General features: G+C 47.4%; 17 protein-coding genes. 1 reads left to right on the forward strand and 16 read right to left on the reverse strand.

Going from position 1 to position 22,156, the window contains the following annotated elements; all coding sequences use genetic code 11:
- Positions 1–25: 25 nt before the first annotated feature.
- Both uvrB and WMO29_RS10535 read right to left on the reverse strand, forming a co-directional pair.
- Positions 26–2,071: an excinuclease ABC subunit UvrB gene (gene uvrB / locus WMO29_RS10530; RefSeq protein ID WP_349164744.1), complete on the reverse strand. Its 2,046-nt coding sequence runs from the start codon at positions 2,069–2,071 to the stop codon at positions 26–28.
- A 169-nt stretch (positions 2,072–2,240) separates the two neighbouring features.
- Positions 2,241–3,134: a LysR family transcriptional regulator gene (locus WMO29_RS10535; protein ID WP_349164745.1), complete on the reverse strand. Its 894-nt coding sequence runs from the start codon at positions 3,132–3,134 to the stop codon at positions 2,241–2,243.
- 196 nt (positions 3,135–3,330) lie between these two features.
- Here WMO29_RS10535 and WMO29_RS10540 point away from each other — a divergent pair, with 196 nt between their 5' ends.
- A complete protein-coding gene (locus WMO29_RS10540; RefSeq protein WP_349164746.1) occupies positions 3,331–4,503 on the forward strand; it encodes an NAD(P)-dependent malic enzyme in 1,173 nt (390 codons plus the stop codon).
- A 129-nt stretch (positions 4,504–4,632) separates the two neighbouring features.
- Here WMO29_RS10540 and WMO29_RS10545 read toward each other — a convergent pair whose 3' ends face one another.
- From WMO29_RS10545 to WMO29_RS10610, 14 genes are all read right to left on the reverse strand, one after another.
- On the reverse strand, positions 4,633–4,815 hold the full coding sequence (locus WMO29_RS10545) for a hypothetical protein (protein ID WP_158363641.1): 183 nt from the start codon (positions 4,813–4,815) through the stop codon (positions 4,633–4,635).
- 10 nt (positions 4,816–4,825) lie between these two features.
- Complete coding sequence (locus WMO29_RS10550; RefSeq protein ID WP_349164747.1) at positions 4,826–6,562, reverse strand: RNA polymerase sigma factor; 1,737 nt, start codon at positions 6,560–6,562, stop codon at positions 4,826–4,828.
- A gap of 146 nt (positions 6,563–6,708) precedes the next feature.
- Positions 6,709–7,251, reverse strand: coding sequence for a rubrerythrin (gene rbr / locus WMO29_RS10555; RefSeq protein ID WP_158363643.1), 543 nt, complete (start codon positions 7,249–7,251; stop codon positions 6,709–6,711).
- Between the two features lie 166 nt (positions 7,252–7,417).
- Positions 7,418–8,833, reverse strand: coding sequence for an MFS transporter (locus WMO29_RS10560; protein WP_349164748.1), 1,416 nt, complete (start codon positions 8,831–8,833; stop codon positions 7,418–7,420).
- Between the two features lie 21 nt (positions 8,834–8,854).
- The gene (locus WMO29_RS10565; RefSeq protein WP_349164749.1) at positions 8,855–10,030 is read right to left on the reverse strand and encodes a M20 metallopeptidase family protein; all 1,176 of its coding nucleotides are present in this window, start codon (positions 10,028–10,030) and stop codon (positions 8,855–8,857) included.
- Positions 10,031–10,502: 472 nt separating this feature from the next.
- The gene (locus tag WMO29_RS10570; protein WP_349164750.1) at positions 10,503–11,360 is read right to left on the reverse strand and encodes a NifB/NifX family molybdenum-iron cluster-binding protein; all 858 of its coding nucleotides are present in this window, start codon (positions 11,358–11,360) and stop codon (positions 10,503–10,505) included.
- A 282-nt stretch (positions 11,361–11,642) separates the two neighbouring features.
- Positions 11,643–12,968, reverse strand: a complete 1,326-nt coding sequence (locus tag WMO29_RS10575; RefSeq protein WP_349164751.1) for an IS200/IS605 family accessory protein TnpB-related protein — start codon at positions 12,966–12,968, stop codon at positions 11,643–11,645.
- Between the two features lie 16 nt (positions 12,969–12,984).
- Positions 12,985–13,428 (reverse strand): IS200/IS605 family transposase, encoded by a 444-nt coding sequence (tnpA, locus tag WMO29_RS10580; protein WP_349164778.1) that lies wholly within the window; start codon positions 13,426–13,428, stop codon positions 12,985–12,987.
- A 169-nt stretch (positions 13,429–13,597) separates the two neighbouring features.
- On the reverse strand, positions 13,598–14,653 hold the full coding sequence (gene rsmH, locus WMO29_RS10585; RefSeq protein ID WP_349164752.1) for a 16S rRNA (cytosine(1402)-N(4))-methyltransferase RsmH: 1,056 nt from the start codon (positions 14,651–14,653) through the stop codon (positions 13,598–13,600).
- A 172-nt stretch (positions 14,654–14,825) separates the two neighbouring features.
- On the reverse strand, positions 14,826–15,392 hold the full coding sequence (gene cyaB / locus WMO29_RS10590) for a class IV adenylate cyclase (RefSeq protein ID WP_349164753.1): 567 nt from the start codon (positions 15,390–15,392) through the stop codon (positions 14,826–14,828).
- Positions 15,393–15,505: 113 nt separating this feature from the next.
- Positions 15,506–15,886, reverse strand: a complete 381-nt coding sequence (locus tag WMO29_RS10595) for a hypothetical protein (protein ID WP_349164754.1) — start codon at positions 15,884–15,886, stop codon at positions 15,506–15,508.
- On the reverse strand, positions 15,879–16,148 hold the full coding sequence (locus WMO29_RS10600) for a hypothetical protein (protein WP_349164755.1): 270 nt from the start codon (positions 16,146–16,148) through the stop codon (positions 15,879–15,881). Before WMO29_RS10600 ends, WMO29_RS10595 begins: the two co-directional genes overlap by 8 nt.
- Positions 16,132–19,005: a response regulator gene (locus WMO29_RS10605; RefSeq protein ID WP_349164756.1), complete on the reverse strand. Its 2,874-nt coding sequence runs from the start codon at positions 19,003–19,005 to the stop codon at positions 16,132–16,134. Before WMO29_RS10605 ends, WMO29_RS10600 begins: the two co-directional genes overlap by 17 nt.
- A gap of 254 nt (positions 19,006–19,259) precedes the next feature.
- The gene (locus WMO29_RS10610) at positions 19,260–22,085 is read right to left on the reverse strand and encodes a hybrid sensor histidine kinase/response regulator (RefSeq protein WP_349164757.1); all 2,826 of its coding nucleotides are present in this window, start codon (positions 22,083–22,085) and stop codon (positions 19,260–19,262) included.
- Positions 22,086–22,156: the final 71 nt, after the last annotated feature.

Here is a 22,156-nt window from a genome sequence, read left to right on the forward strand (position 1 = left end):
TCATAAATGCATTGCGACGCAGGTTTTAAAGCTCATTTGCCTGCTTCTTTAATTCTATCATCTTATCACGCAGTTCTGCCGCCAGCTCGAAGTTCAGATCCGCAGCCGCCTTCTTCATCTTCTTATCAATGTCCTTGATGAGCTTCTCCAGTTCCTTCTTGCTCATGGATTCCGGATCCTTCTCGAACTGCAGCTCTTCCTTGGCAATCTCCTTGGAAATGCTGATGAGATCCCGTACGGACTTCTGAATGGTCTTCGGCGTGATGCCATGTTCCTTATTATATGCCTCCTGCAGCGCGCGTCGGCGCTCGGTCTCATCGATGGCCAGCCGCATGGAATCGGTAACGGTATCCGCGTACATGATGACATGGCCTTCAGAATTTCGTGCCGCACGACCGATGGTCTGAATCAGGGAGACCTCGGAACGCAGGAACCCTTCTTTGTCCGCGTCCAGAATCGCCACCAGGGTAATTTCCGGAATATCCAGACCCTCACGCAACAGGTTAATACCAACTAACACATCAAAGACATCCAGACGCATATCCCGGATAATCTGGGTCCGCTCCAGGGTGTCGATATCCGAATGCAGGTATTTGACCCGGATACCCAGCTCCCGCATGTAGTCGGTCAGATCCTCAGCCATGCGTTTCGTCAGGGTAGTGATCAGGATCTTGTGGCCTGCTGCCACCTCCTTATTCACCTCGCCCACCAGGTCGTCGATCTGGCCCTCCACAGGCCGGATTTCCACCTTGGGATCCAGAAGTCCCGTAGGCCGGATAATCTGCTCCGCCCGCAGCATCTCATGATCAGCCTCGTACTCGCCCGGCGTGGCGGAGACGAACATAATCTGATCAATCTTGCTCTCGAATTCCTCGAAGTTCAGCGGACGGTTGTCGAGCGCCGACGGCAGACGGAAGCCGTAATCCACCAGCGTGGTCTTCCGGGATCGATCGCCCGCGTACATGCCGCGGATCTGGGGCACGGTCTTATGGGACTCATCTATGATAATCAGAAAATCATCCGGGAAATAATCCATCAGTGTATTGGGCGGCGTGCCCGGCGCTACGCCGGTCAGATGTCTCGAATAGTTCTCGATACCGGAGCAGAAGCCGGTCTCCTTCAGCATCTCAATATCAAAATTCGTCCGCTCTGCGATGCGCTGGGCCTCCAAAAGCTTGTCCTCACTCTTGAAGTAACGCACCCGCTCCTCCAGCTCCTTCTCGATATCGGCTGCCGCACGCTTAATCTGATCCATGGGTACGACGTAATGAGACGCCGGGAAAATGGCCACGTGCTCAAGCTCCCCTTTGATCTCGCCGGTCAGCACATCAATCTGGGTAATCCGGTCGATCTCGTCCCCGAAAAACTCCACCCGCACCGCCAGCTCGGACTCATTGGCCGGAATAATCTCCACCACATCACCCCGCACCCGGAAGGTACCGCGCTTGAAATCCATATCGTTGCGGTCATACTGGATATCCACCAGCTGCCGCAGCACCTCATCACGATCCTTCTGCATGCCGGGCCGCAGGGAAACCATCATTTTCTCAAAATTCTCCGGCTCACCCAGACCATAGATACAGGAGACACTGGACACGATAATCACGTCCCGCCGTTCAATCAGGGCGGCCGTAGCCGACAGCCGCAGCTTATCAATCTCGTCGTTGATCGACGAATCCTTTGCAATATAAGTATCCGTCGAAGGCACATAGGCCTCCGGCTGGTAATAATCGTAGTAGGAAACAAAATATTCCACCGCGTTTTCCGGGAAAAACTCTTTAAACTCGCCGTAGAGCTGCGCCGCCAGGGTTTTATTGTGGGCAATAATCAGGGTCGGCTTGTTCAGGGCCTGTATCACATTGGCCATGGTAAAGGTCTTGCCCGATCCCGTAACACCCAGTAAAGTCTGGGCCTGATTGCCTTCCTGAAAGCCCTCCACCAACTTCGCAATGGCCTGGGGCTGGTCGCCGGTGGGCTGGTATTCGCTGTGTAATTTGAAAGCAGCACCGCCTTTGGGGCTGCTTTCATAAGCAAGCAGCGAAGCGGATTGCGAATGTCCTTGTTCTTTCATATCGTGTGATTTCCTTTTCCTGATGGATTTAGCATACTTAAAGTCACTGAAAATTATAACACGGATATGAAAAAAAGTATAGGGAATTCGGAACATTTGTTCTTTTCCTATACTTTTCTTCATCGCCTTGTTCTCCTTCAATATAAACTTCAGGAATCTTAATGAAACCTCATGTTTTTTCAATAATTCCCTGAAATTTGAATTTTTTGGCAAACCGTAAGAAGTGCTCCACATCATTGTAGAGATATTGATCCCGTTTCCACAGCAGTACCGTGTCAAAATAAATGGGTTCGGAAAACGGAACCGCTACCAGATCCGGCTCCTGACGGGCCAGGGCGTCCATCAGGAAGGCTGCTGCCGTGCCATCGGAAATAAACTGCTTAATCATGCTGAGCTGACTGGAATAAAGCAGCACATTGGGCCGCAGCTGCTGCTCCGCGAAAAGGGACAGCACTGCGTTGGAGGGCGCCGTATCCGTTCCGAAAAGTACCAAAGGCTCCCCCTCCAGCATGGTCACATCGATTGCTTTCGCCCGGGCCAGGCGATGGGAAGGACTGACGCAGAGCACCAGCTGTGTCCGCGCAAGCTTCTGACAGGAAAATTCCGGAGAAGGAGCCGCCGGGAGCGTGGCCATGGCCAGATCCAGTTCTCCCTGCTCCAGAAGCTTTTCCGCATGGAGGGAACCGCATTCCGTAATAGAAAGAGTGATTTCCGGATACGCTGCCTGGAACGCCTTATAGAGCTGCGGGAAAAAGACCGTCCCGGCCATGGGCGGAATCCCGATACGGAACCGGTTTTTCTGATTTCCCAGATCCTCCATCTGCCAGGAAAGTTCGTCGAACTGGCGGATCAGCTTCTGGGCCCGTTCCCGTAAGAAGCTTCCCTCCGCCGTCAGGACCAGGCGCCTCCCCTCATGGCGGAACAGGTTGATCTGAAACTCGCTTTCCAGATCCCGGATGGTTCCTGACACGGAAGGCTGGGAAATATGCAAAAATTCCGCGGCGCGGCTGACGCTCTGGAACTGACAGACTGCAAGGAACTGCTGTAATTTGGCGATGGTCATGGACTTTGCCTCCTTTTCCTGACACATTTTCGGATCTATAGGTTTTTCCTATAATAACTTATTATATATATATTTTACTTTTCTGTAAAGTCGCGCTATGATACGGATAGAAATTATTGTACCGCTAAAAATACAAAGTGGTCGCAATTATGGATATACCAATGATGCCGTTTATCAGAGAAAAGGAGAATTTATCATGGATTACGCTGCAGAATCACTGAAATTACACTATGAATGGAAAGGCAAACTAGAGGTTACTCCCCGCGCTGCCGTAGACAGCAAGGAGGCTCTTTCTCTTGCTTATACACCGGGTGTCGCACAGCCCTGTCTGGAGATTCAGAAGGACGTCAATAAGAGCTACGAGCTGACCCGCCGCTGGAACACCGTAGCCGTAGTGACCGACGGTACCGCAGTCCTAGGTCTGGGCGATATCGGACCGGAAGCCGGTATGCCGGTTATGGAGGGTAAATGCGTGCTGTTCAAGGCCTTCGGTGATGTGGACGCGATTCCGCTCTGCGTGCGGAGCAAGGATGTGGACGATATCGTGAATACCGTCGCTCTGCTGGCAGGCTCCTTCGGCGGCGTAAACCTGGAGGACATCTCCGCTCCCCGCTGTTTCGAGATCGAGCAGAAGCTGAAGGAGCGCTGCGATATCCCGATTTTCCATGACGACCAGCACGGTACTGCCGTTATCACACTGGCAGGTCTGATGAACGCTCTGAAGCTGGTAGGCAAGAAGATCGAGGACGTAAAGATCGTTACCTCCGGCGCAGGCGCAGCCGGTATCGCTATCATCAAGCTGATGATGAGCATGGGCCTGAAAAATGTTATTATGACAGACCGTAAGGGCGCTATCTACGAGGGCCGTGAGGGGCTGAACCCCATCAAGGAAGAAATCGCAGCTGTCACCAACCGCAACATGGAGAAGGGTACCCTGGCTGAGGTCATCAAGGGTGCTGACGTATTCGTCGGCGTATCCGCACCGGGCGTTCTGACCAAGGAAATGGTCGCTACTATGGCGAAGGATGCTATCATCTTCGCATGCGCAAACCCGACTCCGGAGATTTTCCCGGACGAGGCAAAGGCTGCAGGCGCTGCTGTGGTATCCACAGGCCGCAGCGATTTCCCGAACCAGGTCAACAACGTACTGGCATTCCCGGGCATCTTCCGCGGCGCTCTGGATGTACGCGCATCCGATATCAACGACGAGATGAAGATTGCCGCTGCACGCGCCATCGCTTCTCTGGTATCTGATGAAGAGCTGAACGCAAACTATATTCTGCCGGCTGCTTTCGATTCCAGACTGAAGGATCGGGTGGCTGAGGCTGTAGCTGAGGCTGCAAGAAAGAGCGGCGTAGCTCGTATCTAATATTGGCAATTACATTCACTGGATATATAACTCATCAATGAAAATCCGCAGGAGATTCGGTGTTTTTCACCGGATGGCCTGCGGATTTTTCGTATTGTCCTGCTTTCCTCCATATTCTTTTGACTTCGGCTAGTTCTCCGGCCACGCGGAGCCTTCCTCCAGCCCCTGCGCCCTCAGCCAGTCGTCCTCTACGGACAGGCTGCTCTCCTGGCCGGTTTCATCCTCCAGGATGACCAGTACTTTAGCCTTTTCGTCGGCTGTGCGTTCCTCGCAGCCGTATTCGCCGTCGAAGATTTGTTTGATTCTTTTCATGGTGACTCCTTTATCTGATCGTATAGCTATATTTTTGCTCCCAGTTTTTTACAACTTTATCTATGCGAACCCAGGTCTTTTCCGGGATCGTTTCATCCGGTCTGTAGTATAGCATCAGCTCCTGCCGATATTCCGCGTACTCGCCCTCGTAATACATGGCCGGAGGCCAGGTGCTTCCCTCAGCCGTAAAAAACGGCGCAGTTTCTCCGTCTGCTTCCAGCTCACCGCTTTCCCGGTTCAGGGAATAGGATGTTCCCGTCTTCATCCGTCCCCAGCTGGCGGAAATGGAAAATAATTTTGTGTTCTTCTCCAGGGTAACCGGCTCTACATACAAAAGTATCTGAGTGCCATACCTGATGGAACCATCTTCCATCTCTGTTTCTGTCACCTTTCGCTCTATTTTCACGATATGATAGCAGTCTTCCCCCACTTCAAAGGGAATATCCACTGCTTCCGAGCCATTTTCCGCCGGAATGGGCACCTCAAAAAGCGGACCCTCCGTTCCCAGTTCTGCCTTCAGAGAGACAGCCGGAATCCTCAGCTGATAGGGCTTGCCCTGCTGCGCGCTTACCTCCGCTGTGAAGCTGCCGCTGCCATCCAGGCCGTCGTGCAGCCAGAGTACATAATCCTCTTTTTCCCGTTCCTCCGGCAATATGGGATAATGCCCCAGACCGCAGATCTTCCAGAGTTCCTTCCCATAGCTCCAGGCGTTCAACTGCAAGATATTTTCATCCTTCCAGTCCCCGCTTACCACCAGGGTACGGCCCTTATGGGTCACCGGCTGGCCGATGGCGTCCAGACTGTCGTATTCCGTAAGCGCTGTCATCTGTAACGTTACGATCTGATCAAACAAATGAAGAAGAAACTGCTCCTGAGGTTTATAGAAAGTGAAATCCCAATCCAGAATCAGAAGCCCGTTCAGGAGATCCTGACCGCTGGAACCTGAGCCACACAAATGGGTGCCATCCTCACTTTCCACCCAGATATTCTCTCGGACGGTATCAAACCAGTCGTCCTCCTCCGGGTGAACGACTGTCATTTTCACATAGAGATATTGCTCCTGCCAGATGGCATATTCTACCGTCACCTTGCCGTATTCGGTCTCCACTTCCAGGGGAAGCGCCGTCCCTCTATAAATCTCCTCCTCCGCATCCCGGATCCCGGTCACCGGATTAAACCGGTATCGGAATACTGCCGCCGCGCAGGCTCCCAAAATTCCCAGTGCTGCCAGAACCATCAATGCCAGCCGAAGCTTTCTGAGACTTCGCTGCTGCCGTTTTTTCACGGTCTCCACGGGGAGCTGCATGGCCTCGGCGATCTCCCGGCAGGTCAGGCCATCGTAATACTGCATCCGGATCATCCGGCTGTCCTGCTCCTTCAGCTTGCCAAGGGCCTGCTCCAGCGCCTCCCGGTTCAGGATGGCGTCCTCGCCGCTGTCCGCCGCAGCTTCCTCCAGCATTTCCAGGGGGACTGCACTCTGCTTCCCGTTCTGGGTCACCATCCGGATGGCCTTTCGCTTGGCAATCACATAGAGATATGCTTTGATCGTCCCCTTTTCCGTCCGGAACCGCTCCCGGTTTCCGTAAAAATCCGCAAAGGTCTCCTGTACGCACTCCCGGATATCCTCCGGATTCGTCAGATACAGGCGGCAGGCGCTCCACAAAAGGCCCATATACTCTTCCATCAGAAGACCCATGCCTTCTTCCGGATTTTGATCCAGCAGGTGCAGAAGTTTTTTGTCGGTCATAGGGGTTCCTCCTCTCGCACGATATTTCCTTTTACTTATAGTTGCGGAAAATACGTGTTTTGGGGACATTTTTCATAAAGATTCCATGTTTCCGTTGTTTTCTTCAGTGTAACAGGTTTTTTCCATTACGTCCATTCTTTTCCAAATTAGTAATTTTCTTTCCGAACCTCGAAATAGTTCTGCGGATAGTTGCAGACCGGACATACCTTCGGGGCCTCGGTGCCTGCTACGATATGGCCACAGTTCCGGCACTCCCAGATCTGGACGCCGCTCTTCTCAAATACCTGACGGGTCTCCACGTTCTTCAGCAGCGCGCGGTATCTTTCCTCGTGGGTCTTCTCAATAGCTCCTACGCCGCGGAACTTCTCCGCCAGCTGCTGAAATCCCTCTTCCTCGGCCTCTTTCGCCATGCGCTCGTACATATCCGTCCACTCGGCATTCTCGCCCTCTGCCGCGTGAAGCAGGTTCTCAGAGGTATCGCCCAGCTCACCCAGCTCCTTGAACCAGAGCTTCGCATGCTCCTTCTCGTTCTCTGCTGTCTTCAGAAACAGCTCCGCGATCTGCTCATAGCCCGCTTTCTTCGCCACAGACGCGAAATAAGTGTACTTATTGCGCACCTGGGACTCGCCCGCAAAGGCCTCCCACAGATTCTTTTCGGTTTTTGTTCCGACGTACTTATTGGTTCCCATGATGTAATCTCCTTTCTTTTTATTTCAAAATAGTAACTATTACTGTTATATGCATGTAGCATATTCTAAAGAGTCCGTCAACTACTATTTTTCCAAAAAATAAGACCGTCCATTCCTGGGAAATTTTTTCAGGAATGACGGTCTTATTTTCAGTATTTCTATACCGCTATACGTTCTTATTTGCCCGGCGCTCCTTCAGCTCCGCACGCATCTTCGTGTTGAACTCACCATGCAGCGGATAGGCCTTCAGCATGATGAAGCAGAGGATGCCCATGGCGAATAGGGGCCAGATGCAGATATCCACTACCATGGACTTCAGCTGCGGGGTTACAATGCTGTAGTTTACATAACCTACCGCCGCCAGCGCGATACCTACGACCAGGGTGGAGACAGAACCGCTCAGCTTCTTCAGAAGGGTTACGGCGCTGTTCACAAACGCAGCCTGTGCGGTGTGGAACTTCCACTCGGTGTAGTCTGCCACATCCATGATAAACGCTACGATAGCGATATTGGCCACGATATTGCCGAACGCACCAAATGCGGTCAGTACCAGGAAGATCATCAGGATCTTGGAGTTGTACTGATAGGTCTCTGCCAGCAGGGTACCTCTCATAACCAGATAACCGATGGGCTGAATCAGGTAGATACCAAGGCCGAGCATCGCCATGGTACGCTTCTCCATCTTCTTCAGGATACCCGGCACAAACGGGATAACACCAATGGAAAATACCAGGCTGATAACGCCGGAAAGCGCGATGATGTCAGTGCTTCCCAGGGCAATACGGTAGAAATAAATGTTCGCCGCATTGATGGTATTCATCATCAGGAACAGAGTTCCATAGGCGCCTGCTGCCAGAAGCAGCGGCTTGTTATGTACAACGATATGCAGCTGATCCTTCCAGGTAAACCGCTCCGGTTCAGGCAGGCTGTTGTAGTAATCCTTCTTCCGGACGCCCACACAGCAGGCCAGACCACCGATAATATCACAGACAGCAACAATGGCAGCGATGGTCAGCCAGCCCTTTGCCTCCGTAGCCGCGCCATTGACGATGGGCATAACCAGAATGGAAACCACGATGGCGCTTCCGGTTCCGAACAGCTGACGGTAGGTCAGCAAACGGTTACGCTGATGCGGGTCTGCACTCATAACGCTGTTCAGCGCCTGCCAGGATACCGTAAACATGGTCTGCACCCAGCAGTAGATAAACATCACCAGGAAGAAATAACCTGCGTTCATGGCTCCCGTAAATCCCGGATTTACAAAGCACAAAATAGTAATAATTCCTAATAAAATACTGCCCCAGAACATCCAGGGACGGTATTTACCCATACGCTTCGTGTTGGTACGATCCGCCAGAACCGCGATAATTGGGTCGTTGATAGCGTCCCAGATAACCATGATGGTCATCAGCGCGCCCGCGATAGCCGGGTTAATCTTGGCGATATCTGTCATAAAGGACAGCTGATAGCTGCTTCGCAGCTGATTGTTCATATTGGCGGGCAATGCGCCCATGCCGTAGGCAAATACATGGCCGTGGGTCAGTTTTTCCGGATCATCCTCTTTTGTTTTCTTCTGAAACATACTCCCTCTCCTCTTCCTCTTTTATGCGTGCTCTTCCAACCAGCGCTGCGCGCAGTGTGCAAGATATGCCGCGCCTCTGGGCAGAACTTCCTCATTGAACTGTACCTTGGGATTATGAGCGGAATATGCACCGCGTTCATCCATATAGCCGCTGGACAGATACATAAAAGTGGACGGTACCTGTTCTGCCACAAATGCGAAGTCCTCCGACGCGCTTGCGGAGATATTCGGATATTCCATGGTTTCCGGCAGCTTCAGCTCACGCATATAGCCTACAAACTCTTTCGTAGTGGACGGATCACAGATAAGCGGCGGTCCGCCTGCGCTGATTTCCACTTCTGTATCTGCCCCGTATACCTTTGCGGTAGCCTCTGCAACTTCTTTTACGCGTTTCATCAGCTTCTGCTGCGCCTCTTTTGTGTCCGCACGCAAAGTTCCTGTCAGCTCCGCCTCTTCCGGGATGATATTCATGGCTGTTCCTGCATGGAAGGTTCCCACGGTAATAACACAGGCATCATGGGGATCAAATTCTCTTGCGATAATTTCCTGAAGCGCGATGATAATGTGTGCCCCGATGTTGATAGGGTCAATACAATTCTGAGGAAGCGCTCCATGACCGCCTTTTCCCTTAACCTTGATTTTCAGTGAATTATTAGAAAACATCATGGTGGAATTGTCATTATACATAAACATACCAATGGGCAACTGACCCGGTCCCACATGATATGCAAGAGCTGCGTCTACCTTCGGATTCTCCAGAATTCCATGTTCCAGCATATTCAGACTTCCGTTCAGGCACTCTTCTCCGGGCTGGAACATCAGCTTGACGGTTCCCTTCAGCTCGCTTTCATGTTCTTTGAGCATCTTCGCCGCACCCAGAAGCATAGTAGCGTGCATGTCATGACCGCAGCAGTGCGCTGCCTTCGGATCCTTGGAAGCAAAGGGAAGTCCGCTCTCCTCCGGCATAGCCAATGCGTCCATATCTGCTCTCAGAAGCAACACCTTGCCGCCCTTTCCGATAAGTCCGGTCACGCCCTCGCCGCAGCGCTGCGGTTCGATTCCGTACTCTCTCAATTTTTCTTCAATGAACGCTCTTGTCTTCGGAAGCGTCAGTCCGACCTCTGCATTTTCATGGAGATAACGACGGTTGGCTACCAGCTCGTCCTTCATCTCCAAAGCTCTGTCATAATAGCTCATATTGTACCTCCTACCGTCCTGGCATATGGATTTTTAAAGCCTTAATGCACAATTATATACACTTTTTTGTGATGCGTCAATGCTTTAGCGAGTAAAATTATCAGATATTTTTTTCACAATCTATAGTTTTTCCCACTTTACTGATTTTCAGTCTTTTTTCAAAAATTAGTTTCTCTTCTGCTCCGCCGCAGTACGATCCCCCGGATGGTTTTTTTGCTCTATAGGAATCATAGCTTTCGTACTTTAATGTAACACAGTGTTTCCTAATATAAGAAAGAATGTGCCATTGGCACATTCTCGCGCCGAGGCGCGGTTGCTTCAGCGACCATCTACCACTGCGCCGAGTGCGCATCTTTGCAAGCTCTGCTTGCTTTTGTGGAATAGGGAATTCTATCGGAATTTCCTATTCCATAACAAAAAATACAGGACATCTCCGGTTTTTCCGAAAAATGTCCTGTATCTTTCTTCTGTCTTATTTTACTTCTACCAGCTCAATCTTGAAATTCAGCTCCTTACCCGCCATCTCATGGTTGGCGTCGAAGGTGATCGTCTTCTCGTCCTTGGCGGCCACTTTTACCGGGAACGGCTGGCCAAACTGGTTGGTCAGGTATACGCCCTGGCCCACCTCCAGCTCCTCAGAGCCCGGAAGCTGAGCGATTTCCAGTGTGAAAATGGCGTCCGGATTCGGCATGCCGTAGGCTTCCTCGGGCATCAGGTGAATATCCACCACCTGGCCTACCTCCATGTCTGCCACCGCCGCGTCGAAGCCGCGGATCATCTGGCCTGCGCCGCAGACGAACTCCAGGGGCTCGCCCCGATCGTAGGAAGAATCGAACTGAGTGCCGTCGTTGAAGGTTCCCTTGTAATGGGTTCTGCAGGTCTTGCCCACATTGCGTCCGGTAAGCTTCGGCTGGCCACAGCCGCCTCCGCAGGAGCTGCCGCAATCTCCGCCGCAGCCGCCTTCCTCATGATCGCCGCAGGAATGCCCCTCTTCGTGATCATGGTGGTCACAGGTTGCGCCTGCGCTTGTCAGTTCTCCCTTCAGATAAGCCTCTACAGCTGCGTCCGTGTCACCTTCCGCTCCGGAACAAAGCTCCACACCCGCTTCTGCAAGAGCTGCCTGGGCTCCTCCGCCGATGCCGCCGCAAATCAGTACGTCGATGCCCTGATCTGCCAGAAGTCCTGCCAGAGCGCCGTGTCCGGTTCCGTTGGAGCCAATCACTTCACTTTTTACGACCTGATTATTCTCTACTTCATATACCTTGAAAGACTCTGTCTTTCCGAAATGCTGAAATACATTGCCATTGTCATAAGTTACTGCGATTTTCATGATAAAATCCTCCCGTTTTTGTTATATACGCAAGCTGTGTTCCTTCTCTGCCGCTCCCGTTTATCGGCTTTTCACACGCTGCGTTTCTATATAGTATAACGCCCTTTTGTCTTTCCGTGAACCTCACATGACTAAAGTCATGTGCTTCTCAGCCGCCTTAAGCGGCAAGACTTCATATCGGCGGATACGCCTGCGACTTAGAATCGGCGCGGTTACGCACTTTTCTGGCCGGATACGGCCAGTTTCCACATCTCAGGTAGTCCACTGTATATCTGCCTGTATCTATGCTGCCTTCTGGCTCGCCAGTTCTGCACTGAGCAGCCGTAAGTCTGCATAGACACATGAGGTTCTACGCTTTACCGAAGGAACTTTTGCCTCCAGCAAAGACCTTTCCGTTTCCGAAAAGGGTTTGAGTAATTCCCGTATAAAATATCTTGCTCCGATATTATAAGCTGCAGACAGATCACAGTTATACTGTTTTCCTGTCTGAAAGGTACAAAGGCTGTGATTCTCCAGATTTCGAACTACCGGACCGCTTCCATCATATGCCAGCCTGCTGGTGTTTCGGGCGCTGATCCTGGATACGCGGATTCCTTTCCGGTGCGCCTGATGCTCGCACAGCTTCTGGATATCCCGTTTTCTCCATAAATGAAGCCTCTGCTTTTTAGTTCCGCTGATCTTGCCCTGCATTTCCAGATACTCAAAAATGATAACATCTGTATGATTTTCCGCAGCGTAGGTTGTAATGGCCGCCGCTGTCTTCCGGGCCAGCTCCATATTCAACCGCTTTGCGTAAGCCCAACGGCTCTGTGTCTGTCTGGATCCATGCTGTCTCTGAAATCTGCGGATTCTGCCCAATACATGATACAGCCGGTCTTTATCACTGGGGAAGTCGATAAACTTCCGTCCCAGGACAGTTCCGTCTGCCTGCATGATGGTGCAGACCGCGTCCGTATTGATTCCCAGATCCACACTGCAAATGGTCTGTTCTTTGATATCTGTTTTAGTAAGGCTTACTTCTTCCGTATAAGAAAAGCGCAGAAAATACTTATGATGTCGTTTTTCCAGAGTAGGAGCAGAGGCCTTTTCCCCAACCCAGTTTTTTCGCAGATATTCCATATCCGTATAAAGCAGCTTTACCCGGAACCATTTCCAGTCGTGGCCGTCATACAGCTTCAGATATGCCGCATCCTCCTGCGGTTCTGCCTCCCGGTACATGACGTCACGGTAAAATACCGGCATGGCATGATTTTCCGAAATCAGCTTCGGTTTTCCCGTAAGGAGTCCATTTTTCCATAAATCAAGTCTTGTTTCATAGGAAGCGACGCTTCCAAGCGCATGCTGTATCGCTGCTCTTCTCAGATAAGATGGCATCTTCGGAAAATGCAGGTCGAAATCATACCTTGCATGGTTCTTTTTCGTCTCATGCACCAGATGTTCCGCTGCATTAAACTGCTTCTTTGCGTTATCAATCTGGGAAAGTTTTTCCCAGCTTTCCGCGTACACTTGAATCAGATAACTGACTGCAGAGCGGTAAATCCGCAGCGTATGGCGGATGGGAATATTCTGTTTTTTTATTTCCACGCCATAACTGGATGTAATCCGCATGATAAAACCTCATTTCCTAATTTCTTCGCTTTTCTTTTTCTTTCTGCCCCTCAATATATGCCAGTACCTGTTCCCTGCTCCGAGCACTGACTGTCACCGCGCAATAAGATGGATTCCACAAATGCCCGCCCCACAACTTCTGCTTTAATTCCGGATGTACAAGAAACATTTGCCTTGCCAAATTTCCTTTCATGATTTTTATCATATCAGAAATAAAAAACTGTGGTTTACAATCCACCAGCAAATGGATATGATCCGGCATAACCTCCATGGTCAGAATCTGAAAGCGGTATTCCTCTGCCAGCTTTTGCAGCATTTCCCTGCATTCGGTATCAAGGCCATCTGTCAACACCTTTTTCCGGTATTTTGTACACCAGACGAGATGATATTGCAAAGAGTACACATAACCTCGACCATATAAAAGAGTGTTTTCTCTGATAGTAAATATATCTTTTTCCATGTTTATATAGTACCATATGTAACGCAGAAAGTAAACATCAGTTCTGTTTTTTATTTTCAAATTTGCACGCCTAACTCATCACTAAAGTAACGAGAATGTGGCGTGCAGTTATTCAAGACTCATACCTGACATAACAGATATGTTTTCTCATAAATGGACTGTTTTCTGCTTATTCCGCTGCCCGGACGGCCCAACGCATTTTCGTGGAGCGGGCCCGGGGATTCCGCACACATTCCTCGGCTGACGGACGCACTACGTCTTTGGAATAGCTGCTGTAAATGCCGGAGCGATAACCCTCTTTCATGGCTGCCTTCACCAGCTTGTCCTCGCCGGAATGGAAGGTCAGAATGGCCGCGCGTCCGCCCGGCTTCAGAGCGCCCGGCAGCTTCTCCATGAACTCATAAAGCACCTCGAATTCCTGATTTACGTCGATACGAAGGGCCTGGAATACCCGCTGGCAAGTCTTTTTGACCGTTTCTTTTTTCTCCTTTTCCGGCAGGAAATCCAACGTTTTCTCGATAATCTCCCTCAGCTTTGTGGTAGTATCCACCCGATTTCCCCGGCGGATCTCATCAGTAATGGCCTTCGCCAGCTCCTCGCAGTAGGGCTCGTCGGAATTTTCATAGAGCATGCCTGCCAGCTCGTCCCGGTCAATGATGTCCAGACGCTCCGCAGCGCTGATGCCCTTCTGCTGATTCAGGCGCAGATCCAGCGGGCCGTCCACCTTGAAGGAGAAGCCGCGCTTCGGATTATCGATCTGCATGGAAGAAACTCCCAGATCTGCCAATACAAAATCGAAACCGCCCACTTCTTTCGCAATCTCATCAATGGTACAGAAATTCTGCAGCTTAATGGTCAGAATATCCTCGCCGAAGCCCTGATCCTCCAGCCGCTTCTTCGTCTTGGCCGACTCCTCCGGATCCACGTCTGTGGCGTACATGTGACCCTGTCCCTTCAGGCACTGCATCATAGCCCTGGTATGGCCGCCATAACCCAGAGTAGCGTCAAAGCCAGTCTCACCCGGCTGGATTTTCAGGAAATCCAGGATTTCCTCTACCATAATGGAAATGTGCATGCCGGCAGGCGTGTTGCCCTTCCGGATCACGTGCTCCACCATATCCTGATATTTTTCAGGCTGATGCTCCTTGTATTTTTCTTCAAATTTTTTCGGATATTTGCCCTTGTAGCGCACGCGGCGCTTGTGGGGGATCTGGTGTTCTTCCATGGTTTTGTTCTCCTGACTTGTAATTTATATTGCTATATTTACACCTTTTCTGTGCATATAAAATATATTTTATTCTATATAATAAGAGACTACAAACTTTTGGTACTTATGCTAATTTATTATATGGATAAATTCTCTGTCCCATTATGCTCTTATAAAAATGACAATTTGACTATATTTCATTTTCCAATTTAGAACATAACTGCGACAGATAGGAAATCCGGGTCGTATCCTCCATAGAATGCCCGATCTGCCGCAATACTTCTTCTATCTCGGTGAGTGCCGCGCTCCGTCCTTCTTCGGATTCCGTCAGAATCTCCAGCTCCAGAAACTCCCCGAGCCCGGTCACCTGATCCACACAGGCCGTCAGCCGTCCCCGGTGAAAATAGTTCCGTACCTTTTCCACCGGAATCACTGGCGTAAAGCCAATCTGCTCCAGAATCGCCCGGACGGTCCCGCCATCGCCAACATTTGTCTCCATTTCCCTCCTGGTCATGGAGGCGTCATCCAGCTTCGGCCCCTTGAAATTCAACTGCGCCGTCTTCTCCCCGGTCTCCAGATCTTCCGTCTCCCGCACTCGCAGGGCCTCGTCCCGCTCTGCAAAATCGTGGTGCTTTGCGCGGAAGTACACGTCCGTCTCCCGCAGCAACCTGCCGGGGCGGAAGCCCAACTCGGTCAGCTTCGCTGCCAGGGCCTGCCTGTCCCGGATTTTCAGTTTGATTTCTACTTCGATTGCCAATTTTTTATTTCCTTTTTCTAATATATATCTTTTATTATAACACTCATATCTTGCCTGGAAATACAATTTTAAATGCGAAATTTCGCATATTATACACTATTATCCGCAATATATCAGAGTACGATATCATCAATATGCCGAAAACCCACCAGTGCGAAAAAATGTTTCTCATCCTCGTATATTTTGACTGCCTGTGCCTCAAAAAATTCATGCTGGTTCGGATTCGGTTTACTTCTATAATGGTATGTAATGCGCTTCTTCCGGGAAAGCTGTTCCTTTAGATGCCCTGTCGAAATCCAGTCCTTAAATTCCTGTCTTTCTTTATCATACAGATATTGAACCGCATATTGGTCAGCAGAAGAATTGAAATTATCACCCTGTTTCAGATTCATTTTTTTTACGTTGGTTCCATCGTTTATATGGAGAATTTCAAAGGAACCGGTATTTAATTCAACATAATAGACAGCCGTAAAATCTGCACATATCTTATCCAAAAGCCGTCTTTCCGCCATCTGTTCTTCCAACGTACTTTTCAGTTTTCTGTTCCTCATATGTACCATTACAGTCAGGATAAGAAGCAGAACGAGTAGCACGGCTATAAAAGCTAAAGCAGCCACAGACTGCAGTTGCTTCGGAAATATATATTTCATTTCTGTCATAACAAAATCCTCTCTCTATGTTTCCTGTCTGCTTTTCCCATGCATCTGGAAGGCTCCTGATTGCTGCGGTTGCCTCATAATCATTTATGACAGGCATTTTGCTTTCTCAACTCTTCGCTTATGGTCTGCTTAATTTTTTCATCATCCAACGGCTTTGCAAGATGTGCGTTCATTCCTGCTTCCATACACCTTTCGGCATCTTCCCTGAATGCATTTGCAGTCATAGCAATGATAGGGATTGTTTTTGCATCTTGCCGTTCCAGGTCTCTTATTGTTCTTGCAGCAGTAAGACCATCCATCACCGGCATCATAACATCCATTAAAATAACATCGTATGTTCCCGGTTCGGAAGCTTCAAAATGCTGAACAGCTTCTAACCCATTGTTCACTGTTTCTACTTTAGCTCCATTTTCCGTCAGCATAAATTCTGCTATTTCCACATTCAGCTCATTATCTTCAACCAGCAATACCCGGACACCTGATATATCTGCATCAAAATCTTCTTTTTCTTCTGGCCGTGCATTCGTATCAATTTTAAATGGAAGTATTACAGTAAAACAGCTTCCTTCACCAAGCTTGCTTTCAACTGTTATGGTTCCGCCCATCTTTTCTACAAGTTGTTTCACAATAGGCATTCCCAGACCTGTCCCATTATAATCAGAACGTGGAGAATTATCTGCCTGTACAAATGGAGTAAACAATTCATTTTTTATAAATTCTTCTGACATTCCAATTCCATTATCTCTTATTTTAAATTCACATGTCATGTGATCTTCTGATCTTTCAATCGTTCTCATACTCATGTAAATAGAACCATTCACCTTATTGTACTTCATACTGTTTGTAAACAGATTCATCAATACTTTTTTCAGATGAACTGCATTGCTCCAAACATATATACCACTGTAATCATCATGTTCTCCTATAACATGAAGTCCTTTTTCTTCTGCCTGAAAAGATAGTGACTCCGTGATTTCCTGACATACCTGAGCCAGATTGATGGATTCATCACCAAAAACCACTGTATCTGATTCTAACTTTGCCATATCTAAAACATCATTTATCAATGATAGTAGCAGTTTCGATGACTCATGTATTTTATTCATGCAATCCTTTGCCCGCTCAGCATCATTTCCGCTTTTCTCAAGAATCGTAAGCATGCCAATAATACCATTGATCGGTGTTCTGATATCATGAGACATGTTATTTAAAAAGGAAGTCTTAGCCTTATTGGCACTCTGTGCTTCTACAAGTGCATTTTGTAATTCCTGCTGTTTTTCTTCAAGCTCCTGATTCAGCTTCAATGCCTGCTCGGCAGACTTCTTGAATTTTTCTTCCGCACGTTTTGATTTTTTCAAAGAATCAAGAATTATACACAGAACAACGAAAAAAGAAATTCCAGCGACAAGTGAAACTATCAGTAAATTGTCCTGAATAAAATCCTTCAATGTAACTTTTCGTGAAGAAGCATTATACGAAACTACTGCACCTGAAAATTGAGTTGTAGGCATAGATGTCAGTGTTTTATTCAGAATGGACAAAAGAACCGGTTCTCCCTGCTGAATAGCAAATGGAACATCAGCTTCTTTTGTCAGGAAAACACTATGAAGCTTATTATTTTTCAAATAGTCTGAAACAGTATCTGAATTGCTTACAATACAATCCGTCTCCCCTTTCTGCATTGCTTTTACTGCTGCATCTGATGTCTCATATTCCACGACCTCCCATTGCGGATAATTGTATGAAAGATATGCTTTCAATGCAAAATTATCTTTTTCAACGGCAACTGTATTCTCTTTATTTTCATCAAAAGAATCCTTTGCCGTAATTGCTGCCATATTGAGAGTCAATAGCGTATCCGACAAAGCAAATCCATTTGTTTCTGCAAAGTATGGATTCTGGTTTGCATGAAAAATCAGGTCTATTTTTCCATCCTGCAATGCCTGAAGCAGTTCACTTCTTGTCTCATATCCATTTAATTCAAATTCCAGAATCTGACCTTGCAGACAATTTTCTGCAAGATCCACATAATCTGTAATAACACCTGTCAGTTTACCTGTTGATGGATCTACACTGCTGATACCTCCATCCTGATTCAGATACCCTATCCGGATTGCACCATGCTGCCTGATCCACTCACTTTCTTCTTTTGAAAGAAACGAGCTGCTCTGTGCAAAAAGATAACGCCTGTAGAGATCATCTGTGTAAAATGGGTTGTCATCCTTGATTCTGCGCATAGCACTATCCAGTGCTTCTTTGATATCCGGACGTTCTGGATTTATAGCGAAATAGATTTCTGTCTCTCCAATACTTGCAACAGGCGAAATATCAGATTCTTCCCAACGGGATTCTTCTACCGAAACGAAGCAGTCAATTTCATGTTTCGACAGTTTGTCCATAATTTCTGTGGTTGTAGAAACATTGATATGCTTCGTATGCAGACCATATTTTGATTCCCATTCATTAAGCATATCCTCCAATATAAGACCTTTAAATACACCAATATTTTTTCCCTCAAAAGAATCCAAATTTCCTGCTGTAAGATCCATATTGGATGCATCCGTATAGATGTAATATTTCTCTTCCCCCATAGGCATATCGGAAAAAAGCATATTTTCAGCACGTTCGTCTGTATAGGAAACGCCACCAAGAATATCAATCTCTCCATTTTCCAACTGTGTAAAGCAGTTTTTCCAATCACTTGTTATGTATTTATATGTCCATCCTGCATAACCTGCTATATCCTGAAGATACTCATAACCATATCCTCTTCTTTCCCCCTTTTCATTGACGGTATTATAAGTTTCTTCAAAAGATCCTACCCGGATAACATTGTCAGAGTTTTCTTTGGCAAATGTAGGAACGGATAAAACAATAAAACATATCATTGTGCAAAATATAATATAACAAAATTTGAAATTCATTATATTCTGTACTAATTTGCACTTCTTCATCTTTCTCCCCTCCTCTAAGCTACAGTTGCTTGCTTGCTTGCTTGCTTGCTTGCTTGCTTGCTTGCTTGCTTGCTTGCTTGCTTCCAGATTTTAATTTTACATTCATTAATGTTCAATACCCACACAACATTTTTATAAATATCTTTGCGACAGCTTCTGCTGTACTTTTACTCTTTATTATATAATCCAATTTTATCTGTTTTTGTCTTTTATCCATTATGATCCCTTCCTCTTATACCTCCATCGATGTAGTTTTAATGAACATACCTTAAAATCGTTTTTATAACTTCCTCAATCACAATCGGCTTTGATAAATGTGCATTCATTCCTGCATCCAGTGATGCCTGAACATCTTCAGCAAATGAATTGGCTGTCATTGCTATAATAGGAATGTTTTTTCCATCCGGTCTGTCATTCATCGCCCTGATTGCTTTTGCCGCTTCATAACCCTTCATTTCAGGCATCATGATATCCATCAGGATTACATCAAATGTGCCTTCCGGATGATTTCTGAAAATCTCAACAGCATTCTTTCCATCTACAGCTCTTTCTACATTCATTCCAAACTCTTCCAGCTGCACGGTCGCAATTTCTGCATTCAGCTCATTATCCTCTGCAAGAAGGACATTCACACCTGTAAGATTTAACTTTTCAGAAATACCTGTTTCTGACTTATTACATTCCTTATCTGTAATTTCCAAAGGAATATCCACAGTAAATGTGGTTCCCTCATGCTTTTTACTCTGCACGGAAATGGTTCCACCCATCATATCTACATACTTCTTTACGATAGCCATCCCCAGTCCAACTCCATGGTACTGCGTTCTCACACCGGAATCTTCCTGTGCAAATTCCTCAAAAACTTCTTTTGTAAATTCCTCACTCATGCCAATACCAGTATCCGAAATGCGGTAACGCATATTTATATATCCATCCCCGCCCTTTTCCTGACACCGGGCTTCAAAGGTAATCGTCCCCCCATCCGGAGTGAATTTCACGGCATTGCTCAGAATATTAACCAGCACATCTCGCAGACGTACAGGATCCACAAGTACATTTGGGATCTTTACTTCTTCACGTTGGATCTTAAAGCTGATATCCCTGTTCGTAAGAAAGCCTTTTGTAATATTCAATGCAGAATCTGTAATGTTTTTCACATCCGCCGGTACCGGATTGTATTTCACTTTTCCACTTTCGATACGGGTCAGATCTAAGACATCATTGATCAGCGACAGTAAATGCTCTGAGCTTTCGTCTATCTTTTCCAGACAATTTTTCACTTCGTCTGACGGATTGTTTTTCATTGCAATACCGGTAAATCCTATGATTGCATTCATCGGTGTCCTCATATCATGGGACATATGTGACAGAAATGTTGTTTTTGCCTTGTCTGCAGCCTGTGCATACTCTGCCAGTTCCGTCATTTTCTCAGCTTTCTCCTGGGCCACCTTCTGAGCTTTTTTTCTTGCACTGAGACGCCCCATGATCACAGCCATAGTAGTCAGCAGCCATCCAAAAATAAGAAGAACCCAAACAGTAACAACAGGATGCAGACGGATCCAGTCAACAAATGTCAGCTCTGTTGCTTTGTATGTGGTATACTGTGCTGCAAGATCTTCAACAAGATTTTGGGGCATGGCATACATTGCTTTCGTCAGAATACCAGCCAGCGCATGGTTCTCAGTTGATGAAATTACCATACGGTAGGTGAATGTAGGCTGTTCCAGCATAGTATATGTCATGGTGCCCGTAGTGTCACTGTTCACAAACGCCTGTGCCATGTAATAGTAGACGAAGGCAGCATCTGCTTTACCCTCACGGACAGCTTCCATCATTTCCTGTCGGGTACTGCACATCAGTTTTTCTGCACCGGGTGCCATTGCATCTGCAATTGAATTTGCTGCTGTCTGGTCAACAGTAGCAACAACATTAATTTTTCCATCAAAGTCACGCCGTGTCACCTTTGCCAGCTGCATCGTAATGAAAGGTGCCGTAATCCCCCATTTATTCGTCTCAGCATAGTTATCTGTTTCCAGGCGTGCATCGATGCTCATATCTGTTGTTTCCTTATTTTTCTGATAAGCAATATACTCATCTCTGGTGGCAGGTGTAAGAAACTCATAGGAAATCCCGGCATAGTCTGCAATTTTCCGGAAGTAATCCGGGATAATACCCTTCATCTCACCATTTTCATTATAAGAATATGGATAACGGGTCGGATCACACAGAACATGAAGCGGGTTGTCCTTGGAATACTGTGAAATAATACTTTTTTCTTTCTCCGTATATTCCAGATTCTTAGTTTCGATGCTTTCATAATTTTTATTATAAAGTGTCGTTTTCCAGTCACCCTCAACCGCATTCATCTGATCGATCGCATAATTGATCTCATTCAGCAATTCTGTATTGCCCTTTTTAACAATGACATAGAAATCGCTGCTGCCAAATTTCTCCACGATTCGCTCATTGTTTGTTTTTCTCAGAGAACTGGTAACAATCGCATCAACTTTTTCGCTCTGAAGGGCTTCATCCATTTCTGTGGTCGTATCAAAATAAGATGGAACATATGTAAATCCTTTGTTGTCTGCAAAATCCGCAAACTCTTCATTCCGGGTGTTTCCGTTCAAAAGCGCCACACGCATACCGTTGTAAGTGCTGTAATTGCCGTCCACAATCGTGCTGTTGTCACTGCGGACGGTCAGCATCCCATAATTGGTTCCGATTGGACGTGAAAAATCAAACTTTTCTTCTCTTTCCGGTGTTTTGCGGGCAGATGTTACCATGTCAATCTCGCCATCTTCAAGCATCTGCTGCATATCATCCCAGCTCTTATCATATCCGACATATTCGTAATCTACATCCCAATAACGGGCCATCAACCGAAGGAAATCATAGCCATAACCGCTACGGTTCCCCTCTTCATCTATCATATGGTATCCATCCATGGCAAAGAAACCGACTTTGACAGTTTCATGCTGCGAACTGTCCTCGGCTGCATATGCAGTCAGGGGAGAAAATATCATACACATGCATACAAAAGCCAATAATACTGCCACATATTTCTTTGCTCTCGAAATCATATTAAATCTCCTGTCTGTCTGTCTGTCTGTCTGTCTGTCTGTCTGTCTGTCTGTCTGTCTGTCTGTCAAAT

This window comes from Laedolimicola intestinihominis, assembly GCF_040096155.1.
Classification (GTDB): domain Bacteria; phylum Bacillota; class Clostridia; order Lachnospirales; family Lachnospiraceae; genus Laedolimicola; species Laedolimicola intestinihominis.